This window comes from Pantoea sp. SM3, from assembly GCF_000963995.1.
Taxonomy (GTDB): Bacteria; Pseudomonadota; Gammaproteobacteria; order Enterobacterales; family Enterobacteriaceae; genus Pantoea; species Pantoea rwandensis_B.
In genome coordinates this window covers 1-18,304 of record NZ_JZRD01000059.1, presented here as the reverse complement: position 1 = coordinate 18,304, position 18,304 = coordinate 1, and the positions used below count along the sequence as shown (strand labels likewise).

Genomic DNA, 18,304 nt, shown 5'->3' with positions numbered 1-18,304 from the left:
CCCGCCAGTGGCGGGTGAACGCGTTTTCCAGGAAGACCTGGTGAAAACGGTGATGCACATGATGGAGAGCGTGGCGTTGCCTGGCGGTGGTGGGGTCAAAGCCGCCATCAAGGGCTATCGCATCGCGATTAAAACCGGTACTGCGAAAAAAGTGGGACCGGACGGACGCTACGTCAATAAATACATTGCTTACACGGCAGGCGTTGCGCCTGCCAGTCGCCCTCGTTTTGCGCTGGTGGTGGTGATCAACGATCCTCAGGCCGGCAAATATTATGGTGGTGCGGTTTCTGCACCGGTGTTTGGCGCCATCATGGGCGGTGTATTACGCACCATGAATATTGAACCGGATGCGCTGCCGACAATTGATAAAGACGAGTTGGTGAAGAACAGAAGTGAGGAACCAAGTGACCGATCGTAACCTGCGCGATTTACTGGCCCCGTGGGTGCCGGGCGCGCCGGCGCGTCCACTCCGTGACATGACACTGGATAGCCGCGCTGCGGCTGCTGGCGATCTGTTTATCGCCGTGGCGGGCCATCATGCTGATGGACGTCGTTTTATTCCGCAGGCTATTGCTCAGGGCGTCGCGGCAGTGATTGCCGAAGCCGAAGGCGAAGCCAGCGATGGAGATATCCGCGAGATGCACGGCGTCCCGGTTATCTACCTGGCGCAGTTGCAGCAGCGTCTCTCTGCACTGGCCGGGCGCTTTTATCAGCAGCCTGCTGAAAAACTCAAATTAATCGGTGTGACCGGCACCAACGGAAAAACCACCACCACGCAACTGATGGCGCAGTGGGCCAATCTGCTGGGTGAAACCGGTGCCGTGATGGGCACCGTGGGTAATGGCTTATATGGCCAACTGGTGGCCACCGAAAACACCACCGGTTCCGCAGTGGATGTACAACATGTATTGAATGATCTGGTGGAGCAGGGTGCCACGCTGGCCGCGATGGAAGTCTCTTCTCACGGCCTGGTGCAGCATCGCGTGGCGGCATTGCCCTTCGCGGCTGCCGTGTTCACCAATCTGAGCCGCGATCACCTGGATTATCACGGTGATATGCAGGGCTACGAAGCCGCCAAATGGCTGCTGTTCTCTGAGCATCAGGTTGGCGAAGCCATTATCAACGCCGATGACGAGGTCGGACGCCGCTGGCTGGAAAAACTGCCAGATGCCGTTGCCGTCACCATGAATGACAACTTGCAGCCTGGCTGTCGTGGGCGCTGGCTGAAAGCCACAGCGGTGAATTATCACGATGGCGGTGCGCACATCCAGTTCAGCTCCAGCTGGGGCGACGGTGAATTTGATAGCCGTTTGATGGGCGCATTCAATGTCAGCAATCTGCTGCTGGCACTGGCCACCTTGCTGACGCTCGATTATCCGCTGGAGGCACTGGTATCAAGCGCTGCACAGCTGCAACCGGTATGTGGCCGTATGGAAGTGTTCACGGCACCAGAAAAACCCACAGTGGTGGTGGATTATGCCCACACCCCTGATGCGCTGGAAAAAGCGCTGGAAGCCGCGCGCTTGCACTGCAAAGGCAAGCTGTGGTGCGTATTCGGCTGTGGCGGCGATCGCGACAAAGGCAAACGTCCACTGATGGGCGCGATAGCTGAACAGTTCTCTGACATCGTGGTGATCACTGATGACAATCCGCGCAGCGAAGAGCCGACCGCGATTGTGAATGACATTCTGACTGGCTTGCTCGATCCCGGTCGTGCCCGCGTGGTCGCAGGACGTGCGCAAGCGGTCACTAACGCTGTGATGCAGGCCAATGTCGATGACATCGTGCTGGTGGCGGGTAAAGGCCATGAAGATTATCAAATTATTGGTAACCGTCGTCTGGATTACTCCGATCGCGACACCGTCGCCCGTTTACTGGGGGTGATGGCATGATTCCGGTTTCTTTGAAAACATTGGCTGAAATCAGCGGCGGTCAACTGCATGGCGTTGATTTGACACTGAATGATGTGACCAGCGACACGCGCAAAGTTGCTGATGGCAGCCTGTTTGTCGCACTGGTCGGTGAGCGTTTTGATGCGCATGACTTTGCTCAGGATGCTATTGCCAAGGGTGCCAAAGCGCTGCTGGTGAGTAAGCACTTGCCTTTAGATGTGCCACAAGTGGTGGTCGCTGATACGCGCATCGCCTTTGGTCAGCTCGGCGCCTGGGTGCGCCAGCAATCGAAGGCGCGTGTGGTAGCCCTGACCGGTTCATCCGGTAAAACCTCCGTCAAAGAGATGACCGCTGCCATTTTGCGTCAGTGTGGTGAAACCCTGTATACCGCTGGCAACCTGAACAACGACTTCGGCGTGCCGATGACGTTGCTGCGTCTGACTCCAGAACACGAGTTCGCGGTGATTGAGCTGGGTGCCAATCATCAGGGCGAAATTGCGTACACCACCGATTTAGTGCGTCCCGAAACGGCGTTGGTGAACAACCTGGCTGCAGCGCATCTGGAAGGCTTTGGTTCACTGGCCGGTGTGGCGAAAGCCAAAGGCGAAATCTTTGGTGGATTGCCAGTACACGGCACTGCCATCGTCAATGCGGATAGCAACGACCTCGCTAACTGGCAGTCGCAGTTTGTCGATAAAACGCTGTGGCGCTTCTCAGCCCAGCCGATGGCGGATGCTGAATTCCGTGCCAGTGAAATCGTGCTGCGCGCTGATGCCACGCTGTTTACTTTGCATACGCCGCGCGGGGATATTGATGTTGCGCTGCCGCTGCCAGGCCGCCACAACATCGCGAACGCACTTGCTGCTGCTGCGCTGGCACTGTCTGTTGATGCCCCGCTAAGCGCGATCCAAACCGGTTTGAAAACATTGCAGCCCGTAGCGGGCCGTCTGTTCCCGATACGTCTGGCAGATAACCAACTGCTGCTGGATGACAGCTACAACGCCAACGTCGGCTCGATGACGGCGGCCGCACAGGTACTGGGCGATATGCCGGGGTTCCGCGTGATGGTAGTCGGTGATATGGCCGAACTGGGCGATGAAGCGGAAGCTTGCCATCAGCAGGTGGGTGAAGCAGCCAGGGCAGCAGGTATTGATTGTGTTCTGAGTACCGGCACTTTGAGTCGGTTGATTGGTGAAAGTAGCGGCAAAGGCGAGCATTTCGCCACGAAAGCCGAGCTGACTGAACGTTTACGCGCATTGCTGTCCCAACATCAGGACATCACTATTTTGGTTAAAGGCTCACGTAGCGCCGCCATGGAGCAGGTCGTCGAGAGCTTACAGGAGAAAGGAACATGCTAGTCTGGCTGGCCGAACATTTGGTCGCACTTTATTCCGGCTTTAACGTCTTCTCGTATTTGACGTTTCGCGCCATTGTCAGCCTGCTGACCGCCCTGTTCCTGTCACTCTGGATGGGCCCACGTCTGATCGCCTGGCTGCAGAAGCTGCAGATTGGCCAGGTGGTGCGTAACGACGGTCCTGAATCGCACTTTAGTAAGCGCGGTACGCCAACCATGGGCGGCATCATGATCCTCACTTCCATCACCGTATCGGTGTTGATGTGGGCGTATCCATCCAACCCTTATGTGTGGTGCGTGCTGGCGGTGCTGATTGGTTTCGGCATCATCGGTTTTGTGGATGACTATCGCAAAGTGGTGCGCAAAGACACCAAAGGCCTGATTGCCCGCTGGAAATACTTCTGGATGTCGGTGATTTCCCTTGGCGTGGCTTTTGCGCTTTACGCTGCGGGTAAAGGTACACCGGCCACACAGTTGGTGGTGCCGTTCTTTAAAGACATCATGCCGCAGCTTGGATTGTTCTATGTGCTGCTGGCTTACTTTGTGATTGTCGGCACCGGTAATGCGGTCAACCTGACTGATGGTCTGGATGGCCTGGCGATTATGCCAACCGTCTTCGTGGCGGCAGGTTTTGCGCTGGTGGCATGGGCGACCGGTAACGTGAAGTTTGCTGAGTATCTGCATATTCCGTATCTGCGCCATGCCGGTGAATTAGTGATTGTCTGTACCGCGATTGTCGGTGCAGGTCTTGGCTTCCTGTGGTTCAACACCTACCCGGCTCAGGTCTTTATGGGCGATGTGGGTTCACTGGCACTGGGTGGCGCGTTAGGTACCATCGCCGTGCTGCTGCGCCAGGAATTTTTGCTGGTGATCATGGGCGGCGTGTTTGTGGTTGAAACGCTGTCGGTGATCCTGCAGGTGGGATCGTTCAAGCTGCGCGGCCAACGCATTTTCCGCATGGCGCCGATTCACCACCACTATGAATTGAAGGGCTGGCCGGAGCCGCGCGTCATTGTGCGCTTCTGGATTATTTCACTGATGCTGGTGCTGATTGGCCTGGCAACGCTGAAGGTACGTTAATCATGGCTGACTATCGGGGCAGAAAAGTCGTCATCATTGGACTCGGCATCACTGGCCTGTCCTGTGTTGATTTCTTCCTCGCGCAGGGCGTGACGCCTCGCGTGATGGATACCCGTGTGTCTCCGCCTGGCCTCGACAAGTTGCCTGAGGCGGTTGAACGCTATGTGGGCGGTATCAACAGCGACTGGTTGCTGGCGTCTGATTTGATCGTTGCCAGTCCAGGCATCGCGCTGGCGCACCCTGCATTAAGTGAAGCTGCGGATGCCGGTATCGAAATCGTCGGTGATATCGAACTGTTCTGCCGTGAAGCTCAGGCTCCGATTGTCGCGATCACCGGCTCGAACGGTAAAAGCACTGTCACCACGCTGGTGGGTGAAATGGCCCGTGCAGCAGGTTGGCAGGTTGGCGTAGGTGGCAACATCGGTTTACCGGCGTTAACCCTGCTGAAGTCTCCGGCACAGTTGTATGTGCTGGAACTTTCCAGCTTCCAACTTGAAACCACCTACAGTCTGCAAGCAGCGGCTGCCACCATTCTCAACGTAACGGAAGATCATATGGATCGCTATCCGTTGGGCATGCAGCAGTATCGTGCGGCGAAATTGCGCATTTATGAAAACGCCCGCGTCTGTGTGGTCAATGCCGATGATGGTATGACCATGCCTGTGCGTGGTGTTGATGCACGATGTGTCAGTTTTGGCATTAATCTGGGTGATTATCACCTGACCCAGCAGCAAGGCAGCACCTGGCTGCGGGCGCAGGGCGAAAGAGTGCTAAACACTGATGAAATGACTCTGGTGGGCCAGCACAACTACACCAACGCACTGGCGGCGCTGGCGCTGGCAGATGCGGTGAACATCCCGCGCGCTTCCAGTCTGAAAGCGTTAACCACTTTCACTGGCCTGGCACACCGTTTTCAGCTGGTGCATGAAGCGAACGGTGTGCGCTGGATCAATGACTCCAAAGCCACCAACGTCGGCAGCACTGAAGCGGCACTCAATGGTTTGCAGGTGAAAGGCACCTTATGGCTGCTGATGGGCGGCGATGGCAAATCTGCTGATTTCAGTTCGCTGACGCGCTTTTTGCAGGGCGACAACGTACGTCTCTATTGCTTTGGCCGCGACGGCGATGCGCTCGCTGCATTGCGCCCTGAGATCGCTACGCGTACAGAAACGATGCAGCAAGCCATGGAGCAGATTGCCCCTCAGGCGAAGGCGGGCGACATGGTGCTGCTGTCACCGGCCTGCGCCAGCCTCGATCAGTTCCGTAATTTTGAACAGCGCGGTGATATTTTCGCGCAACTGGCGAAGGAGCTGAGCTGATGCGCATTCCGGGTGCCAGTATTGCCAGCTTCCTCTCCGTGCGTTTACGCGATTGGGTAATGGGTGGCCGTGAAAATGATGATGCGCCAGTGGTGCTGTATGACCGCACGCTGCTGTGGCTGACCTTTGGTTTGGCGATTATCGGCTTTGTGATGGTGACTTCAGCGTCGATGCCGGTCGGCCAGCGTCTTAACGAAGACCCGTTCTACTTCGCTAAACGCGACGCTTTTTATATTGCCCTGGCGGTAGGTATGGCGCTGGTGACATTGCGCGTGCCAATGGATTTCTGGCAGCGCTACAGCAACGTGATGCTGATGGCGTCTGTGGCAATGCTGCTGATTGTCTTGGTGGTGGGCAGCTCGGTTAACGGTGCATCGCGCTGGATTGCCTTGGGCCCATTACGTATTCAGCCGGCTGAATTATCCAAACTGTCCCTGTTTTGCTATCTCGCCAGCTATCTGGTGCGCAAAGTAGAAGAAGTGCGTAACAACTTCTGGGGCTTCTGTAAGCCGATGGGGGTGATGGTGGTGCTGGCCGTTCTGCTACTGGCGCAACCGGACCTTGGTACGGTGGTAGTGCTGTTCGTCACAACGCTGGCGATGCTGTTCCTCGCGGGCGCCAAAATGTGGCAGTTCCTGGCGATCATCGGCTCCGGTATTTTTGCCGTGGTGCTGCTGATTATCGCTGAACCCTATCGTATGCGCCGTGTGACCTCTTTCTGGAACCCATGGGAAGATCCCTTTGGCAGCGGCTACCAGCTGACCCAGTCTCTGATGGCCTTTGGCCGTGGCGAATTCTGGGGCCAGGGTCTCGGCAACTCGGTGCAAAAACTTGAGTATCTGCCCGAGGCGCATACCGACTTTATCTTCTCCATCATTGGTGAAGAGTTGGGTTATGTCGGTGTGGTTTTGGCGCTGTTAATGGTATTCTTCGTGGCTTTTCGCGCGATGTCGATTGGTCGCCGTGCTCTGGAGATCGATCAGCGCTTTTCTGGCTTCCTCGCTTGCTCAATTGGCGTGTGGTTTAGCTTCCAGGCGCTGGTTAACGTCGGTGCGGCCGCAGGCATGCTGCCGACCAAAGGTCTGACACTGCCGCTGATCAGTTACGGTGGCTCAAGTCTGATCATCATGTCGACCGCCATCGTGTTTTTATTGCGCATTGATTATGAAACGCGTCTGGCAAAAGCGCAGGCGTTTACCCGAGGTGCTCGATGAGTAGTAAGCGGCTGATGGTGATGGCTGGTGGAACCGGTGGACACGTGTTCCCTGGTCTGGCGGTGGCACACCATCTGATCGAACAGGGCTGGCAGGTGCGCTGGCTTGGAACCGCTGACCGAATGGAAGCGGATTTGGTGCCGAAGCATGGCATTGAGATCGATTTTATCCGCATCAGTGGTTTGCGCGGCAAAGGTGTCAAAGCACAGTTACTGGCACCCGTACGTATTTTCAATGCATGGCGCCAGGCGCGTCGCATTATGAAGCACTGGCAGCCGGACGTGGTACTCGGTATGGGCGGATATGTTTCCGGCCCGGGTGGATTAGCCGCCTGGAGTTGCGGTATCCCGGTGGTGCTGCATGAGCAGAACGGCATTGCCGGGCTGACCAACAAATGGCTGGCGAAAATTGCCACCAAAGTGATGCAGGCGTTTCCGGGTGCATTCCCGAAAGCCGATGTGGTTGGCAATCCCGTGCGTACCGATGTGTTAGCCCTGCCGCTGCCTGCTGAACGCCTGAGTGGACGCAGCGGTGCGATTCGTGTGCTGGTAGTTGGCGGAAGCCAGGGCGCACGCATATTGAATCAAACGGTGCCGCAGGTGGCCGCGGAACTGGGTGATGCCATCACGATTTGGCATCAAAGCGGCAAAGGTGCGCTGGAGATGGTGCAGCAGGCTTATCGCGATGCCGGACAGCCGCAGCACAAGGTCACCGAGTTTATCGATGATATGGCGGAAGCCTATGCCTGGGCGGATGTGGTGGTGTGTCGTTCGGGCGCCTTAACGGTGAGCGAAGTCGCCGCCGCAGGTTTACCGGCAATCTTTGTGCCGTTTCAGCATAAAGACCGCCAGCAATACTGGAATGCGTTGCCGCTGGAGCAAGCGGGCGCAGCCAAAATTTTCGAGCAGCCGCAATTTACCGCGACTGCAGTAGCGGACACGTTGCGCCACTGGGATCGCAAAACGCTGCTGGCGATGGCTGAGAAAGCGCGCCAGGTTGCGATTCCTGATGCAACCGATCGGGTTGCACAGGAAGTGGCACGCGTCGCGAAGTAATTAATAGGTCGGTTTGACCGGCTGTACCTGAATGCAGGTACACATGAGATCAACAGGTAATTGAGACAGATGAATACACAACAATTGGCAAAACTGCGTTCTATTGTGCCCGAGATGCGTCGCGTCCGGCACATTCACTTTGTCGGCATCGGTGGTGCTGGCATGGGCGGTATTGCCGAGGTGTTGGCGAACGAAGGTTATCACATCAGCGGTTCGGATCTGGCGCCTAATCCGGTGACCCAGCATCTGGCCTCGTTAGGTGCGACCATTTATTTCAACCATCGCCCGGAAAACGTGACGGATGCGAGCGTGGTGGTGGTGTCGACAGCGGTGGCACAGGACAATCCGGAACTGGTCGCGGCCCGCGAGCAGCGTATCCCGGTGATCCGCCGTGCAGAGATGCTGGCTGAGCTGATGCGCTTCCGTCATGGTATCGCGGTTGCCGGTACGCACGGCAAAACCACCACGACAGCGATGGTCACCAGTATTTATGCCGAAGGTGGACTGGATCCGACATTCGTGAATGGCGGCCTGGTGAAAGCGGCGGGCACCCATGCGCGTTTGGGCACCAGTCGTTACCTGATTGCGGAAGCGGATGAGAGTGACGCGTCGTTCCTGCATCTGCAGCCGATGGTGGCGATTGTCACCAATATCGAAGCGGACCATATGGACACCTATCAGGGCGACTTCGAGAACCTGAAGCAGACGTTCATTAACTTCCTGCATAACCTGCCGTTCTATGGACGTGCTGTGATGTGTGTGGATGATGTGGTGATCCGCGATTTGATCCCACGCGTGGGCCGTCAGGTCACCACGTACGGCTTCAGTGATGACGCCGATGTGCGCATCGAAAACTATGAACAACGTGGCGCGCAGGGGCACTTTACCCTGATTCGTCAGGACAAGCCGGTGCTGAAAGTGACCCTGAATGCGCCGGGTCGTCACAATGCCTTAAACGCAGCCGCCGCTGTTGCAGTGGCGACGGAAGAAGGCATTGAAGATAACGCGATTTTGGCCGCGCTGGAGAGTTTCCAGGGCACTGGACGCCGCTTTGATGTGCTGGGCGAATTTGATACCGCAGCGGTCAATGGCAATCCAGGCAGCGCGATGCTGGTAGATGATTACGGTCATCACCCAACGGAAGTCGACGTCACCATCAAAGCCGCCCGTGCCGGCTGGCCAAATAAGAAACTGGTGATGGTGTTCCAGCCGCACCGTTACACGCGAACTCGTGATCTGTTCGATGACTTCGCTAACGTGCTGTCACAGGTTGATGTATTGCTGATGCTGGATGTTTATCCGGCCGGTGAGGCGCCGATTCCAGGCGCAGATAGCCGTTCACTGTGCCGCGCGATTCGCCATCGTGGCAAGGTTGACCCGATTCTGGTCTCTGAGCACGATGCGTTGCCGGAAGCGCTGGCCCCGTTGTTGTCAGGTGACGATCTGGTCATCGTGCAGGGCGCCGGCAATATCGGCAAAATCGCCCGCAAACTGGCTGAGCTTGAGTTGCAGCCAGCTGCGAAAACGGAGGTGCGCCATGGCTGAGAAAGTCGCCGTCCTGATGGGCGGAACCTCTGCAGAGCGTGATGTATCGCTAATGTCTGGCAGTGCCGTGTTGGCAGGATTGCGCGAGATGGGCATTGATGCACACGGCGTGGATACCCGTGATGTGTCAGTGCTGGACCTCAAAGCGCAGGGTTTTGAAAAAGCCTTTATCGCCCTGCATGGTCGTGGCGGTGAAGATGGCACGCTGCAGGCGGTACTGGAGTTCCTCCAGTTGCCGTATACCGGCAGCGGCGTGATGGCTTCGGCGATCACCATGGATAAACTGCGCAGCAAATTGCTGTGGCAGGGCAGGGGACTGCCATCAGGAAAATTTGTTTGGTTAACGCGCCAGCAGCGGGAATTGGGTTTAGATGCACAAACCCAGGCTGCAATCGATGCGCTCGGCCTGCCGCTGTTTGTGAAACCAAGCTGTGAAGGTTCAAGTGTCGGCATCAGCCGAGTGAATACGTTAGAAGCACTGCCTGCTGCGTTGGATGAAGCGTTTCGCCACGACAATGATGTCTTGATTGAGGCCTTCCTGAGCGGTGCGGAATATACCGTTGGCATTCTGGGTGATGAAATTCTGCCTTCTATCAGAATAAAAACCGCCAGCGAGTTCTATGACTATGAAGCGAAATATATTTCAGACGATACTGAATACTTCTGCCCAAGCGGTTTGAGTGCAGAGCAGGAAGCAGAATTGAAGACGTTAGTATGGGCAGCCTGGCGTGCACTGGGGTGCAGCGGCTGGGGGCGTGTCGATGTGATGACGGATGATGAGGGTAAATTCCAGTTGCTGGAAGTGAATACCTCACCGGGCATGACCAGCCACAGTCTGGTGCCGATGGCCGCGAAGCAGGCAGGATACAGTTTCCCGCAGCTGGTGGCGCGTATTCTGGAACTGGCTGACTGATATGTCTCAGGCGGCGATACGTGTACGAAATCGCGAACCCCAGGAGCGTGCGCGCACCGGGCGTAGCAACGGTGCCCGACTGTTTGGCGTCGTATTCCTGCTGATTGTGTTGGGCATCATGGCCGCCGGTGGGCTGGTGGTGCTGAAGTGGATGAATGATGCGTCGCGTTTACCGCTGTCGAAGCTGGTGGTGACCGGGGAAACGCATTACACCACGCATGATGACATTCGCCAGGCCATTTTGTCGCTCGGTGCGCCTGGCACGTTTATGTCGCAAAACGTGGACATCATCCAGCAACAGATTGAGCGTTTACCCTGGATCAAACAGGTCAGTGTGCGTAAGCAGTGGCCTGATGAGCTGAAGATTAACCTGGTGGAGTACGTTCCGGTGGCTCGCTGGAATGACTCACACATGGTAGACGCCGATGGCGTCTCCTTCAGCGTCCCGGCCAGTCACATCGGTAAAGAAACATTGCCGATGTTATATGGCCCGGAAGGCAGTGAAACAGAGGTGTTGGCGGGCTATCACACCATGAGTGATGTGCTCAAAGCCGGCAAGTTTACCCTGAAGGTCGCGTCGATGACGGCGCGGCGCTCGTGGCAGTTAGTGACCAGCGACGATGTGCGCATCGAACTGGGACGCAGCGACACCATGAAGCGTCTGAACCGTTTTATTGAGCTCTATCCGGAGCTGCTGCAGCAAGGCCAGAGTCAGAACAAGCGCATTACCTATGTCGATTTGCGCTACGACTCCGGTGCCGCAGTAGGCTGGGCAGCGGCCCCGCTGGAGCCACAGGACAGTAATCAGCAACAAAACCAGGCACAGGCTAAACCACAATGATCAAGGCAACGGACAGAAAACTGGTAGTAGGACTTGAAATCGGCACCGCAAAGGTAGCCGCCCTGGTTGGGGAAATTCTGCCTGATGGTATGGTCAACATTATTGGGGTGGGCAGCTGCCCGTCTCGCGGTATGGATAAAGGCGGCGTAAATGACCTTGAGTCGGTGGTGAAATGCGTTCAACGCGCCATCGACCAGGCTGAACTGATGGCTGATTGCCAGATTTCGTCGGTTTACCTTGCTTTATCGGGCAAACATATCAGTTGTCAGAACGAAATCGGGATGGTTCCGATTTCGGAAGAGGAAGTGACTCAGGATGATGTAGAGAACGTGGTACATACGGCGAAATCCGTACGCGTGCGCGATGAACATCGTATCCTGCATGTTATTCCTCAGGAATATGCCATTGATTATCAGGAAGGCATCAAGAATCCGGTGGGACTTTCCGGCGTGCGTATGCAGGCGAAAGTGCACTTGATCACCTGCCACAATGATATGGCGAAAAATATTGTTAAAGCCGTTGAACGTTGCGGCCTGAAAGTTGACCAACTGATTTTTGCCGGACTGGCATCCAGTTTCTCGGTTCTGACTGAAGATGAACGTGAGCTGGGCGTCTGTGTTGTTGACATCGGTGGCGGTACAATGGATATCGCGGTTTACACCGGCGGCGCACTGCGTCACACCAAAGTGATCCCTTATGCAGGGAATGTGGTGACCAGTGATATCGCCTATGCCTTCGGCACACCGCCAACCGATGCGGAAGCGATCAAAGTACGCCATGGTTGTGCGCTGGGTTCGATTGTTGGCAAAGATGAAAACGTCGAAGTGCCGAGCGTCGGTGGACGTCCACCGCGCAGTCTGCAACGCCAAACGCTGGCAGAAGTGATTGAGCCGCGTTACACCGAATTGCTGAATCTGGTGAATGACGAGATTCTGCAACTGCAGGAACAACTGCGCCAGCAGGGCGTGAAACACCACCTGGCAGCAGGCATCGTGCTGACCGGTGGCGCAGCACAGATTGAAGGTTTGGCCGCTTGCGCCCAGCGTGTGTTCCATACGCAGGTGCGTATTGGTCAGCCACTTAACATCACCGGCCTGACGGATTATGCGCAGGAGCCGTATTATTCAACTGCAGTCGGTCTGCTGCATTACGGCAAAGAGTCACACATGAACGGTGATGCAGAAACGGAAAAACGTGCTTCAGTGGGCAACTGGTTTAAACGTATCAATAGCTGGCTGAAGAAAGAGTTTTAATTTTTGAAAAAGGAGATCATGCAGGCAATGTTTATGATCTCCAGGCGACAGGCACATAACGGAGAGAAATCATGTTTGAACCTATGGAATTAACCAATGACGCGGTGATTAAAGTCATCGGCGTCGGCGGCGGCGGTGGCAACGCCGTAGAGCACATGGTACGCGAGCGTATCGAAGGTGTAGAATTCTTCGCTGTAAACACCGACGCGCAAGCGTTGCGTAAGACAGCGGTTGGCCAGACGATCCAGATCGGGACCGGTATCACCAAGGGTCTCGGTGCGGGAGCAAACCCGGAAGTGGGTCGTACCTCAGCTGAGGAAGATCGTGAAGCACTGCGTTCTGCACTGGAAGGGGCAGACATGGTGTTTATCGCTGCAGGCATGGGCGGCGGTACCGGTACCGGTGCAGCGCCAGTCGTGGCAGAAGTAGCAAAAGACTTGGGTATCCTGACCGTTGCGGTGGTGACCAAGCCCTTCAACTTCGAAGGCAAAAAGCGTATGGCTTTTGCTGAACAGGGTATCGCTGAGCTGTCTAAGCATGTCGATTCACTGATCACCATCCCGAACGACAAGCTGTTAAAAGTGCTGGGTCGCGGTATCTCTCTGCTGGATGCCTTTGGTGCAGCCAACGACGTACTGAAAGGTGCGGTGCAGGGTATCGCCGAGCTGATTACTCGCCCAGGCTTGATGAACGTTGACTTCGCGGACGTGCGTACCGTGATGTCAGAAATGGGTTACGCCATGATGGGCTCCGGCGTGGCGTGCGGTGAAGACCGTGCCGAAGAAGCAGCCGAAATGGCGATCTCCAGCCCACTGCTGGAAGATATCGATCTGTCTGGTGCGCGCGGCGTGCTGGTCAACATCACGGCGGGCTTCGATCTGCGTCTGGATGAGTTCGAAACCGTGGGTAACACTATCCGCGCCTTCGCCTCTGACAACGCCACCGTGGTAATCGGTACTTCTCTGGACCCAGAGATGAACGACGAACTGCGCGTGACCGTCGTTGCGACCGGTATTGGCATGGACAAGCGTCCAGAAATTACGCTGGTGACCAATAAACCGGCTTCGCAGCCAGTGATGGATCATCGCTACCAGCAGCACGGCATGGCGCCGTTGCCGCAGGAGCAGAAGCCGGCAGCGAAAGTGGTCAACGACCAGCCAGCATCGTCCAATAAAGAGCCAGATTATCTTGATATTCCAGCCTTCCTGCGTAAGCAGGCAGACTAAGAATATCCTGAGAATTGGGATTCTCCGCTCTTTGTGCTAAAGTATTCGCCCGCTGGTAATTTATACTGGCGGTCGGATGGGTAATATTGCGAGATAATGCGATGATCAAACAAAGGACATTAAAACGTATTGTTCAGGCGACTGGTGTCGGTTTACATACCGGCAAGAAAGTCACGCTGACCTTACGCCCTGCGTCGGCTAATACCGGGGTCATCTATCGTCGCACTGACTTGAATCCACCGGTTGATTTCCCGGCTGATGCAAAATACGTGCGCGACACCATGCTGAGTACCTGCCTGGTGAATGATGAAGGCGTGCGTATATCGACGGTTGAACACCTGAATGCTGCATTGGCTGGCTTGGGTATCGACAACATCATTGTTGAAGTCGATGCGCCCGAAATTCCGATTATGGATGGCAGTGCCGCGCCTTTTGTCTACTTGCTGATGGATGCAGGCGTCGAAGAGCTGAACAGTGCGAAGAAATTCGTACGCGTTAAGCAGACGGTGCGTGTTGAAGATGGCGATAAGTGGGCCGAGATCAAACCCTATAACGGTTTCTCACTCGACTTTACTATCGACTTCAAACATCCGGCAATTGACTCAAGCTCGCAGCGTTACCAGCTGAACTTCTCGGCTGAGGCGTTTGTTCGCCAAATCAGTCGTGCGCGCACCTTTGGTTTTATGCGTGAGATCGAATATCTGCAGTCTAAAGGCCTGTGCCTGGGCGGTAGCTTAGATTGTGCGATTGGTCTTGATGATTTCCGCGTACTCAACGAAGACGGTCTGCGCTTTGAAGATGAGTTCGTTCGTCACAAAATGCTGGACGCGATCGGCGATCTGTTTATGTGTGGCCACAATGTGATTGGCGCTTTCTCTGCGTTCAAATCTGGTCATGCTTTAAACAATAAATTGCTGCAAGCGGTACTGGCGAAGCAGGAAGCCTGGGAATGGGCAACCTTCGAAGACGAAGCTGAACTGCCACTGGCATTCAAAGCACCAAATTTAGTCCTGGCGTAAGTCAGTCATAAAAACGGCAGTTTCCCTGACACCCTCTCCGGTCAGTGGAAGCTGCCGTTTTTTATTGCCAGTTTTTTATTCCTGCAAGACCGCTCTCAATTCTCTGCTATCACTGGCGAAAGCCTGTACAAATAAACGTGAAATCCCCCGTAAGCCCTTTAATCACTGGTGTCCTGGCCCCACATAAGTGCTATTATCTGGCGCTCATATGAGCAGGTTCGCGGATAACCGCAACGGCTTCATTACTTTATTTAACTGTGGACAGGTTGTGATCGGGATTTTCTCACGCTGGCGACAATTAGGCAGACGCTACTTCTGGCCTCATCTCTTATTAGGGATGGTGGCGGCCAGTTTGGGCTTGCCTGCCTGTGCGCAAAGTGCGGAGTCCACGGCGACAGACTCGCCCATCAGCAGCCTGTTTGTCGGCAATGTTGTTCATTTCGATCATTTAATCCGTCTGCAGGAAAGTGCGCGTCGACCTAATTTCAATGTCGATTACTGGCATCAGCATGCCATTCGCACGGTCATTCGCCACCTCTCATTTAGCATGACGCCACCTGCAGAAGCGGAACAGAGTCATACAGTCCCGCTGGCGGCACAAAAGCTGGCGTTAATCGATTCGCTGCAGGCGCTACTCACATCGCCAGCTCAACCCGCTATTGCATTAGAGCCGCAGGAAACGCTGCGTCATCGCGAACCTCAAATTCACACTTCTGCTGACTGGCAGGCTGCTATTCATGGCATCCGCGCCGGGCCTGCCATTGCTTAACAGCTAACGATTTTCCACATCCTGTTTTAGATTTTCCAGACCGCATGAATGCGGCTGAATTGAGAAAAATTTATCATGTTAATCAAATTGTTAACCAAAGTCTTTGGCAGCAGTAACGATCGTACCCTGCGCCGTATGCGCAAAATTGTCGATGTCATCAATAAGATGGAGCCGGATTTCGTCAAGCTCTCGGATGACGAACTGAAAGCCAAAACCGACCTGTTCCGTGAACGCCTGAAGAAGGGTGAAAGCCTTGAAAGCCTGATTCCTGAAGCCTTTGCTACGGTACGTGAAGCCAGTAAACGTGTGTTTGGTATGCGCCACTTCGATGTACAGCTGATTGGCGGCATGGTGCTGAATGAGCGTTGCATCGCCGAGATGCGTACCGGTGAAGGTAAAACCCTGACGGCAACACTGCCGGCTTACCTGAACGCACTGAGCGGTAAAGGCGTGCACGTGGTCACGGTGAACGACTACCTGGCACAGCGTGATGCCGAAAACAACCGTGCACTGTTCGAGTTCCTGGGTCTGTCTATCGGTATCAACCTGCCAAACATGCCCGCGGTGGCCAAACGCGCAGCCTATGCTGCGGATATCACCTACGGTACTAACAACGAATACGGCTTCGACTACCTGCGCGACAACATGGCGTTCAGCCCGGAAGAACGCGTCCAGCGTAAACTGCACTACGCGTTGGTGGATGAAGTGGACTCCATCCTGATCGATGAAGCGCGTACGCCGTTAATCATCTCCGGTCCTGCCGAAGACAGCTCTGAGCTGTACACCAAAGTGAATAAAATCATTCCTCACCTGGTGCGCCAGGAGAAGGAAGATTCAGAAACCTTCCAGGGTGAAGGTGACTTCTGGGTCGATGAGAAAGCACGTCAGGCTCACATGAGCGAGCGTGGTCTGGTAAAAGTTGAAGAGCTGCTGGTGAACCAGGGCATCATGGAAGAAGGTGAGTCACTTTACTCGCCAACCAACATCATGCTGATGCATCACGTGACGGCTGCACTGCGTGCGCATGCGCTGTTTACTCGCGATGTCGATTACATCGTGAAAGATGGCGAAGTGATCATCGTCGATGAGCACACCGGCCGTACCATGCAGGGCCGTCGCTGGTCTGATGGTTTGCATCAGGCTGTTGAAGCCAAAGAAGGCGTGGAAATCCAGAACGAGAACCAGACGCTGGCTTCCATCACCTTCCAGAACTACTTCCGTATTTACGAAAAACTGGCCGGTATGACCGGTACTGCTGATACCGAAGCGTTTGAATTCAGCTCGATCTATAAACTCGATACCATCGTGGTGCCAACTAACCGTCCGATGGTGCGTAAAGATATGGCTGACCTGGTCTATATGACCGAGAAAGAGAAGATCGACGCGATCATCGAAGACATCCGTGCCTGTACCGCCAACGGTCAACCGGTGCTGGTGGGTACCATCTCGATTGAAAAATCAGAAGTGGTCTCTAACGAACTGACGCGCGCGGGTATTAAACACAGCGTACTGAACGCCAAGTTCCACGCCAGCGAAGCGGATATCGTGGCACAGGCGGGTCAACCAGCTGCAGTCACCATCGCAACCAACATGGCAGGTCGTGGTACCGATATCGTGTTGGGCGGCAGCTGGCAGGCCGAAGTGGCAGCGCTGGATGAACCTTCAGAAGAGCAGATTCAGGCCATCAAAGAAGCCTGGAAACTGCGCCATGATGCGGTGCTGGCTTCGGGCGGTCTGCACATCATTGGTACTGAACGCCACGAATCGCGCCGTATCGATAACCAGTTGCGCGGCCGTGCGGGTCGTCAGGGTGATGCCGGTTCATCCCGCTTCTATCTGTCGATGGAAGATGCATTGATGCGTATCTTCGCCTCGGATCGCGTATCTAACATGATGCGTAAACTGGGCATGAAACCAGGCGAAGCGATTGAGCATCCGTGGGTCACCAAAGCGATTGCCAACGCACAGCGTAAAGTGGAAAGCCGTAACTTCGACATCCGTAAGCAGCTGCTGGAATACGATGATGTGGCGAACGATCAGCGCCGCGCCATCTACAGCCAGCGTAATGAACTGCTGGACGTGTCTGATGTGTCTGAAACCATCAACAGCATCCGTGAAGATGTGTTCAAAGCCACCATCGACACCTACATTCCGCCGCAGTCGCTGGAAGAAATGTGGGATGTTCCTGGTCTGGAAGAACGCCTGCGTAACGATTTCGATCTGGATCTGCCGATTGCAGAATGGCTGGATAAAGAGCCGGACCTGCATGAAGAAACGCTGCGTGAACGTATCATGAGCCGCGCGCATGAAAACTATGCGTCGAAAGAAGAAGTGGTTGGCGCTGAAATGATGCGTAACTTCGAAAAAGGCGTGATGCTGCAAACCCTGGATTCATTGTGGAAAGAGCATCTGGCGGCGATGGATTATCTGCGTCAGGGCATCCATCTGCGCGGTTATGCGCAGAAAGATCCGAAGCAGGAATACAAGCGCGAGTCCTTCTCAATGTTCGCGGCGATGCTGGAGTCACTGAAGTATGAAGTGATCAGCACCCTGAGCAAAGTACAGGTGCGCATGCCGGAGGAAGTCGAAGCGATGGAACAGCAACGCCGTGAAGAGGCTGAGCGTCTGGCACAGCAGCAACAGCTGAGCCACGTTGATGACGAAACCGCGGCGGCCGCCGCGCTGGCTGCGCAGGGTGGGGAGCGCAAAGTAGGGCGCAACGATTTGTGCCCATGCGGTTCCGGTAAGAAATACAAACAGTGTCATGGCCGCCTGGCCTGATAAACGAGGAGCCTTCGGGCTAATGCCGATCAGTTAAGGATCA

Annotated in this window: 15 protein-coding genes; all 15 read left to right on the top strand. The window is 55.2% G+C overall.

The annotated features are described in order from the left end of the window. The coding region (locus tag VI01_RS23970) for a penicillin-binding transpeptidase domain-containing protein (RefSeq protein WP_255353490.1) at positions 1 to 418 on the top strand (418 nt) is incomplete at its 5' end. Then, on the top strand, positions 405 to 1,892 hold the full coding sequence (gene murE / locus VI01_RS23965) for a UDP-N-acetylmuramoyl-L-alanyl-D-glutamate--2,6-diaminopimelate ligase (RefSeq protein WP_045816941.1): 1,488 nt from the start codon (positions 405 to 407) through the stop codon (positions 1,890 to 1,892). The genes VI01_RS23970 and murE, both read left to right, overlap by 14 nt. Then, complete coding sequence (gene murF / locus VI01_RS23960; protein WP_045816940.1) at positions 1,889 to 3,250, top strand: UDP-N-acetylmuramoyl-tripeptide--D-alanyl-D-alanine ligase; 1,362 nt, start codon at positions 1,889 to 1,891, stop codon at positions 3,248 to 3,250. The genes murE and murF overlap by 4 nt, the downstream gene beginning before the upstream one ends. Next, a complete protein-coding gene (mraY, locus tag VI01_RS23955; RefSeq protein WP_034829683.1) occupies positions 3,244 to 4,326 on the top strand; it encodes a phospho-N-acetylmuramoyl-pentapeptide-transferase in 1,083 nt (360 codons plus the stop codon). Before murF ends, mraY begins: the two co-directional genes overlap by 7 nt. Before the next feature lie 2 nt (positions 4,327 to 4,328). Further along, positions 4,329 to 5,645: a UDP-N-acetylmuramoyl-L-alanine--D-glutamate ligase gene (murD, locus tag VI01_RS23950; protein ID WP_038649076.1), complete on the top strand. Its 1,317-nt coding sequence runs from the start codon at positions 4,329 to 4,331 to the stop codon at positions 5,643 to 5,645. Then, on the top strand, positions 5,645 to 6,859 hold the full coding sequence (gene ftsW, locus VI01_RS23945) for a cell division protein FtsW (RefSeq protein WP_038649075.1): 1,215 nt from the start codon (positions 5,645 to 5,647) through the stop codon (positions 6,857 to 6,859). The genes murD and ftsW overlap by 1 nt, the downstream gene beginning before the upstream one ends. Further along, positions 6,856 to 7,914: an undecaprenyldiphospho-muramoylpentapeptide beta-N-acetylglucosaminyltransferase gene (gene murG / locus VI01_RS23940; protein ID WP_045816939.1), complete on the top strand. Its 1,059-nt coding sequence runs from the start codon at positions 6,856 to 6,858 to the stop codon at positions 7,912 to 7,914. Before ftsW ends, murG begins: the two co-directional genes overlap by 4 nt. A 69-nt stretch (positions 7,915 to 7,983) precedes the next feature. After that, positions 7,984 to 9,459 (top strand): UDP-N-acetylmuramate--L-alanine ligase, encoded by a 1,476-nt coding sequence (gene murC, locus VI01_RS23935; RefSeq protein ID WP_038649070.1) that lies wholly within the window; start codon positions 7,984 to 7,986, stop codon positions 9,457 to 9,459. Further along, positions 9,452 to 10,372, top strand: coding sequence for a D-alanine--D-alanine ligase (locus VI01_RS23930; RefSeq protein ID WP_045816938.1), 921 nt, complete (start codon positions 9,452 to 9,454; stop codon positions 10,370 to 10,372). Before murC ends, VI01_RS23930 begins: the two co-directional genes overlap by 8 nt. Before the next feature lies 1 nt (position 10,373). Beyond that, positions 10,374 to 11,213, top strand: a complete 840-nt coding sequence (gene ftsQ, locus VI01_RS23925; RefSeq protein WP_045816937.1) for a cell division protein FtsQ — start codon at positions 10,374 to 10,376, stop codon at positions 11,211 to 11,213. Then, on the top strand, positions 11,210 to 12,466 hold the full coding sequence (ftsA, locus tag VI01_RS23920) for a cell division protein FtsA (RefSeq protein WP_013507861.1): 1,257 nt from the start codon (positions 11,210 to 11,212) through the stop codon (positions 12,464 to 12,466). The genes ftsQ and ftsA overlap by 4 nt, the downstream gene beginning before the upstream one ends. Positions 12,467 to 12,537: 71 nt before the next feature. Beyond that, positions 12,538 to 13,692 (top strand): cell division protein FtsZ, encoded by a 1,155-nt coding sequence (gene ftsZ / locus VI01_RS23915; protein WP_034829667.1) that lies wholly within the window; start codon positions 12,538 to 12,540, stop codon positions 13,690 to 13,692. 101 nt (positions 13,693 to 13,793) lie between these two features. Next, positions 13,794 to 14,711 (top strand): UDP-3-O-acyl-N-acetylglucosamine deacetylase, encoded by a 918-nt coding sequence (gene lpxC / locus VI01_RS23910; RefSeq protein WP_034829665.1) that lies wholly within the window; start codon positions 13,794 to 13,796, stop codon positions 14,709 to 14,711. Positions 14,712 to 14,979: 268 nt separating this feature from the next. Continuing rightward, positions 14,980 to 15,480: a secA translation cis-regulator SecM gene (secM, locus tag VI01_RS23905; RefSeq protein WP_197079625.1), complete on the top strand. Its 501-nt coding sequence runs from the start codon at positions 14,980 to 14,982 to the stop codon at positions 15,478 to 15,480. 75 nt (positions 15,481 to 15,555) lie between these two features. Beyond that, positions 15,556 to 18,261: a preprotein translocase subunit SecA gene (secA, locus tag VI01_RS23900; RefSeq protein ID WP_045816935.1), complete on the top strand. Its 2,706-nt coding sequence runs from the start codon at positions 15,556 to 15,558 to the stop codon at positions 18,259 to 18,261. The last annotated feature ends 43 nt before the right edge of the window (positions 18,262 to 18,304 follow it).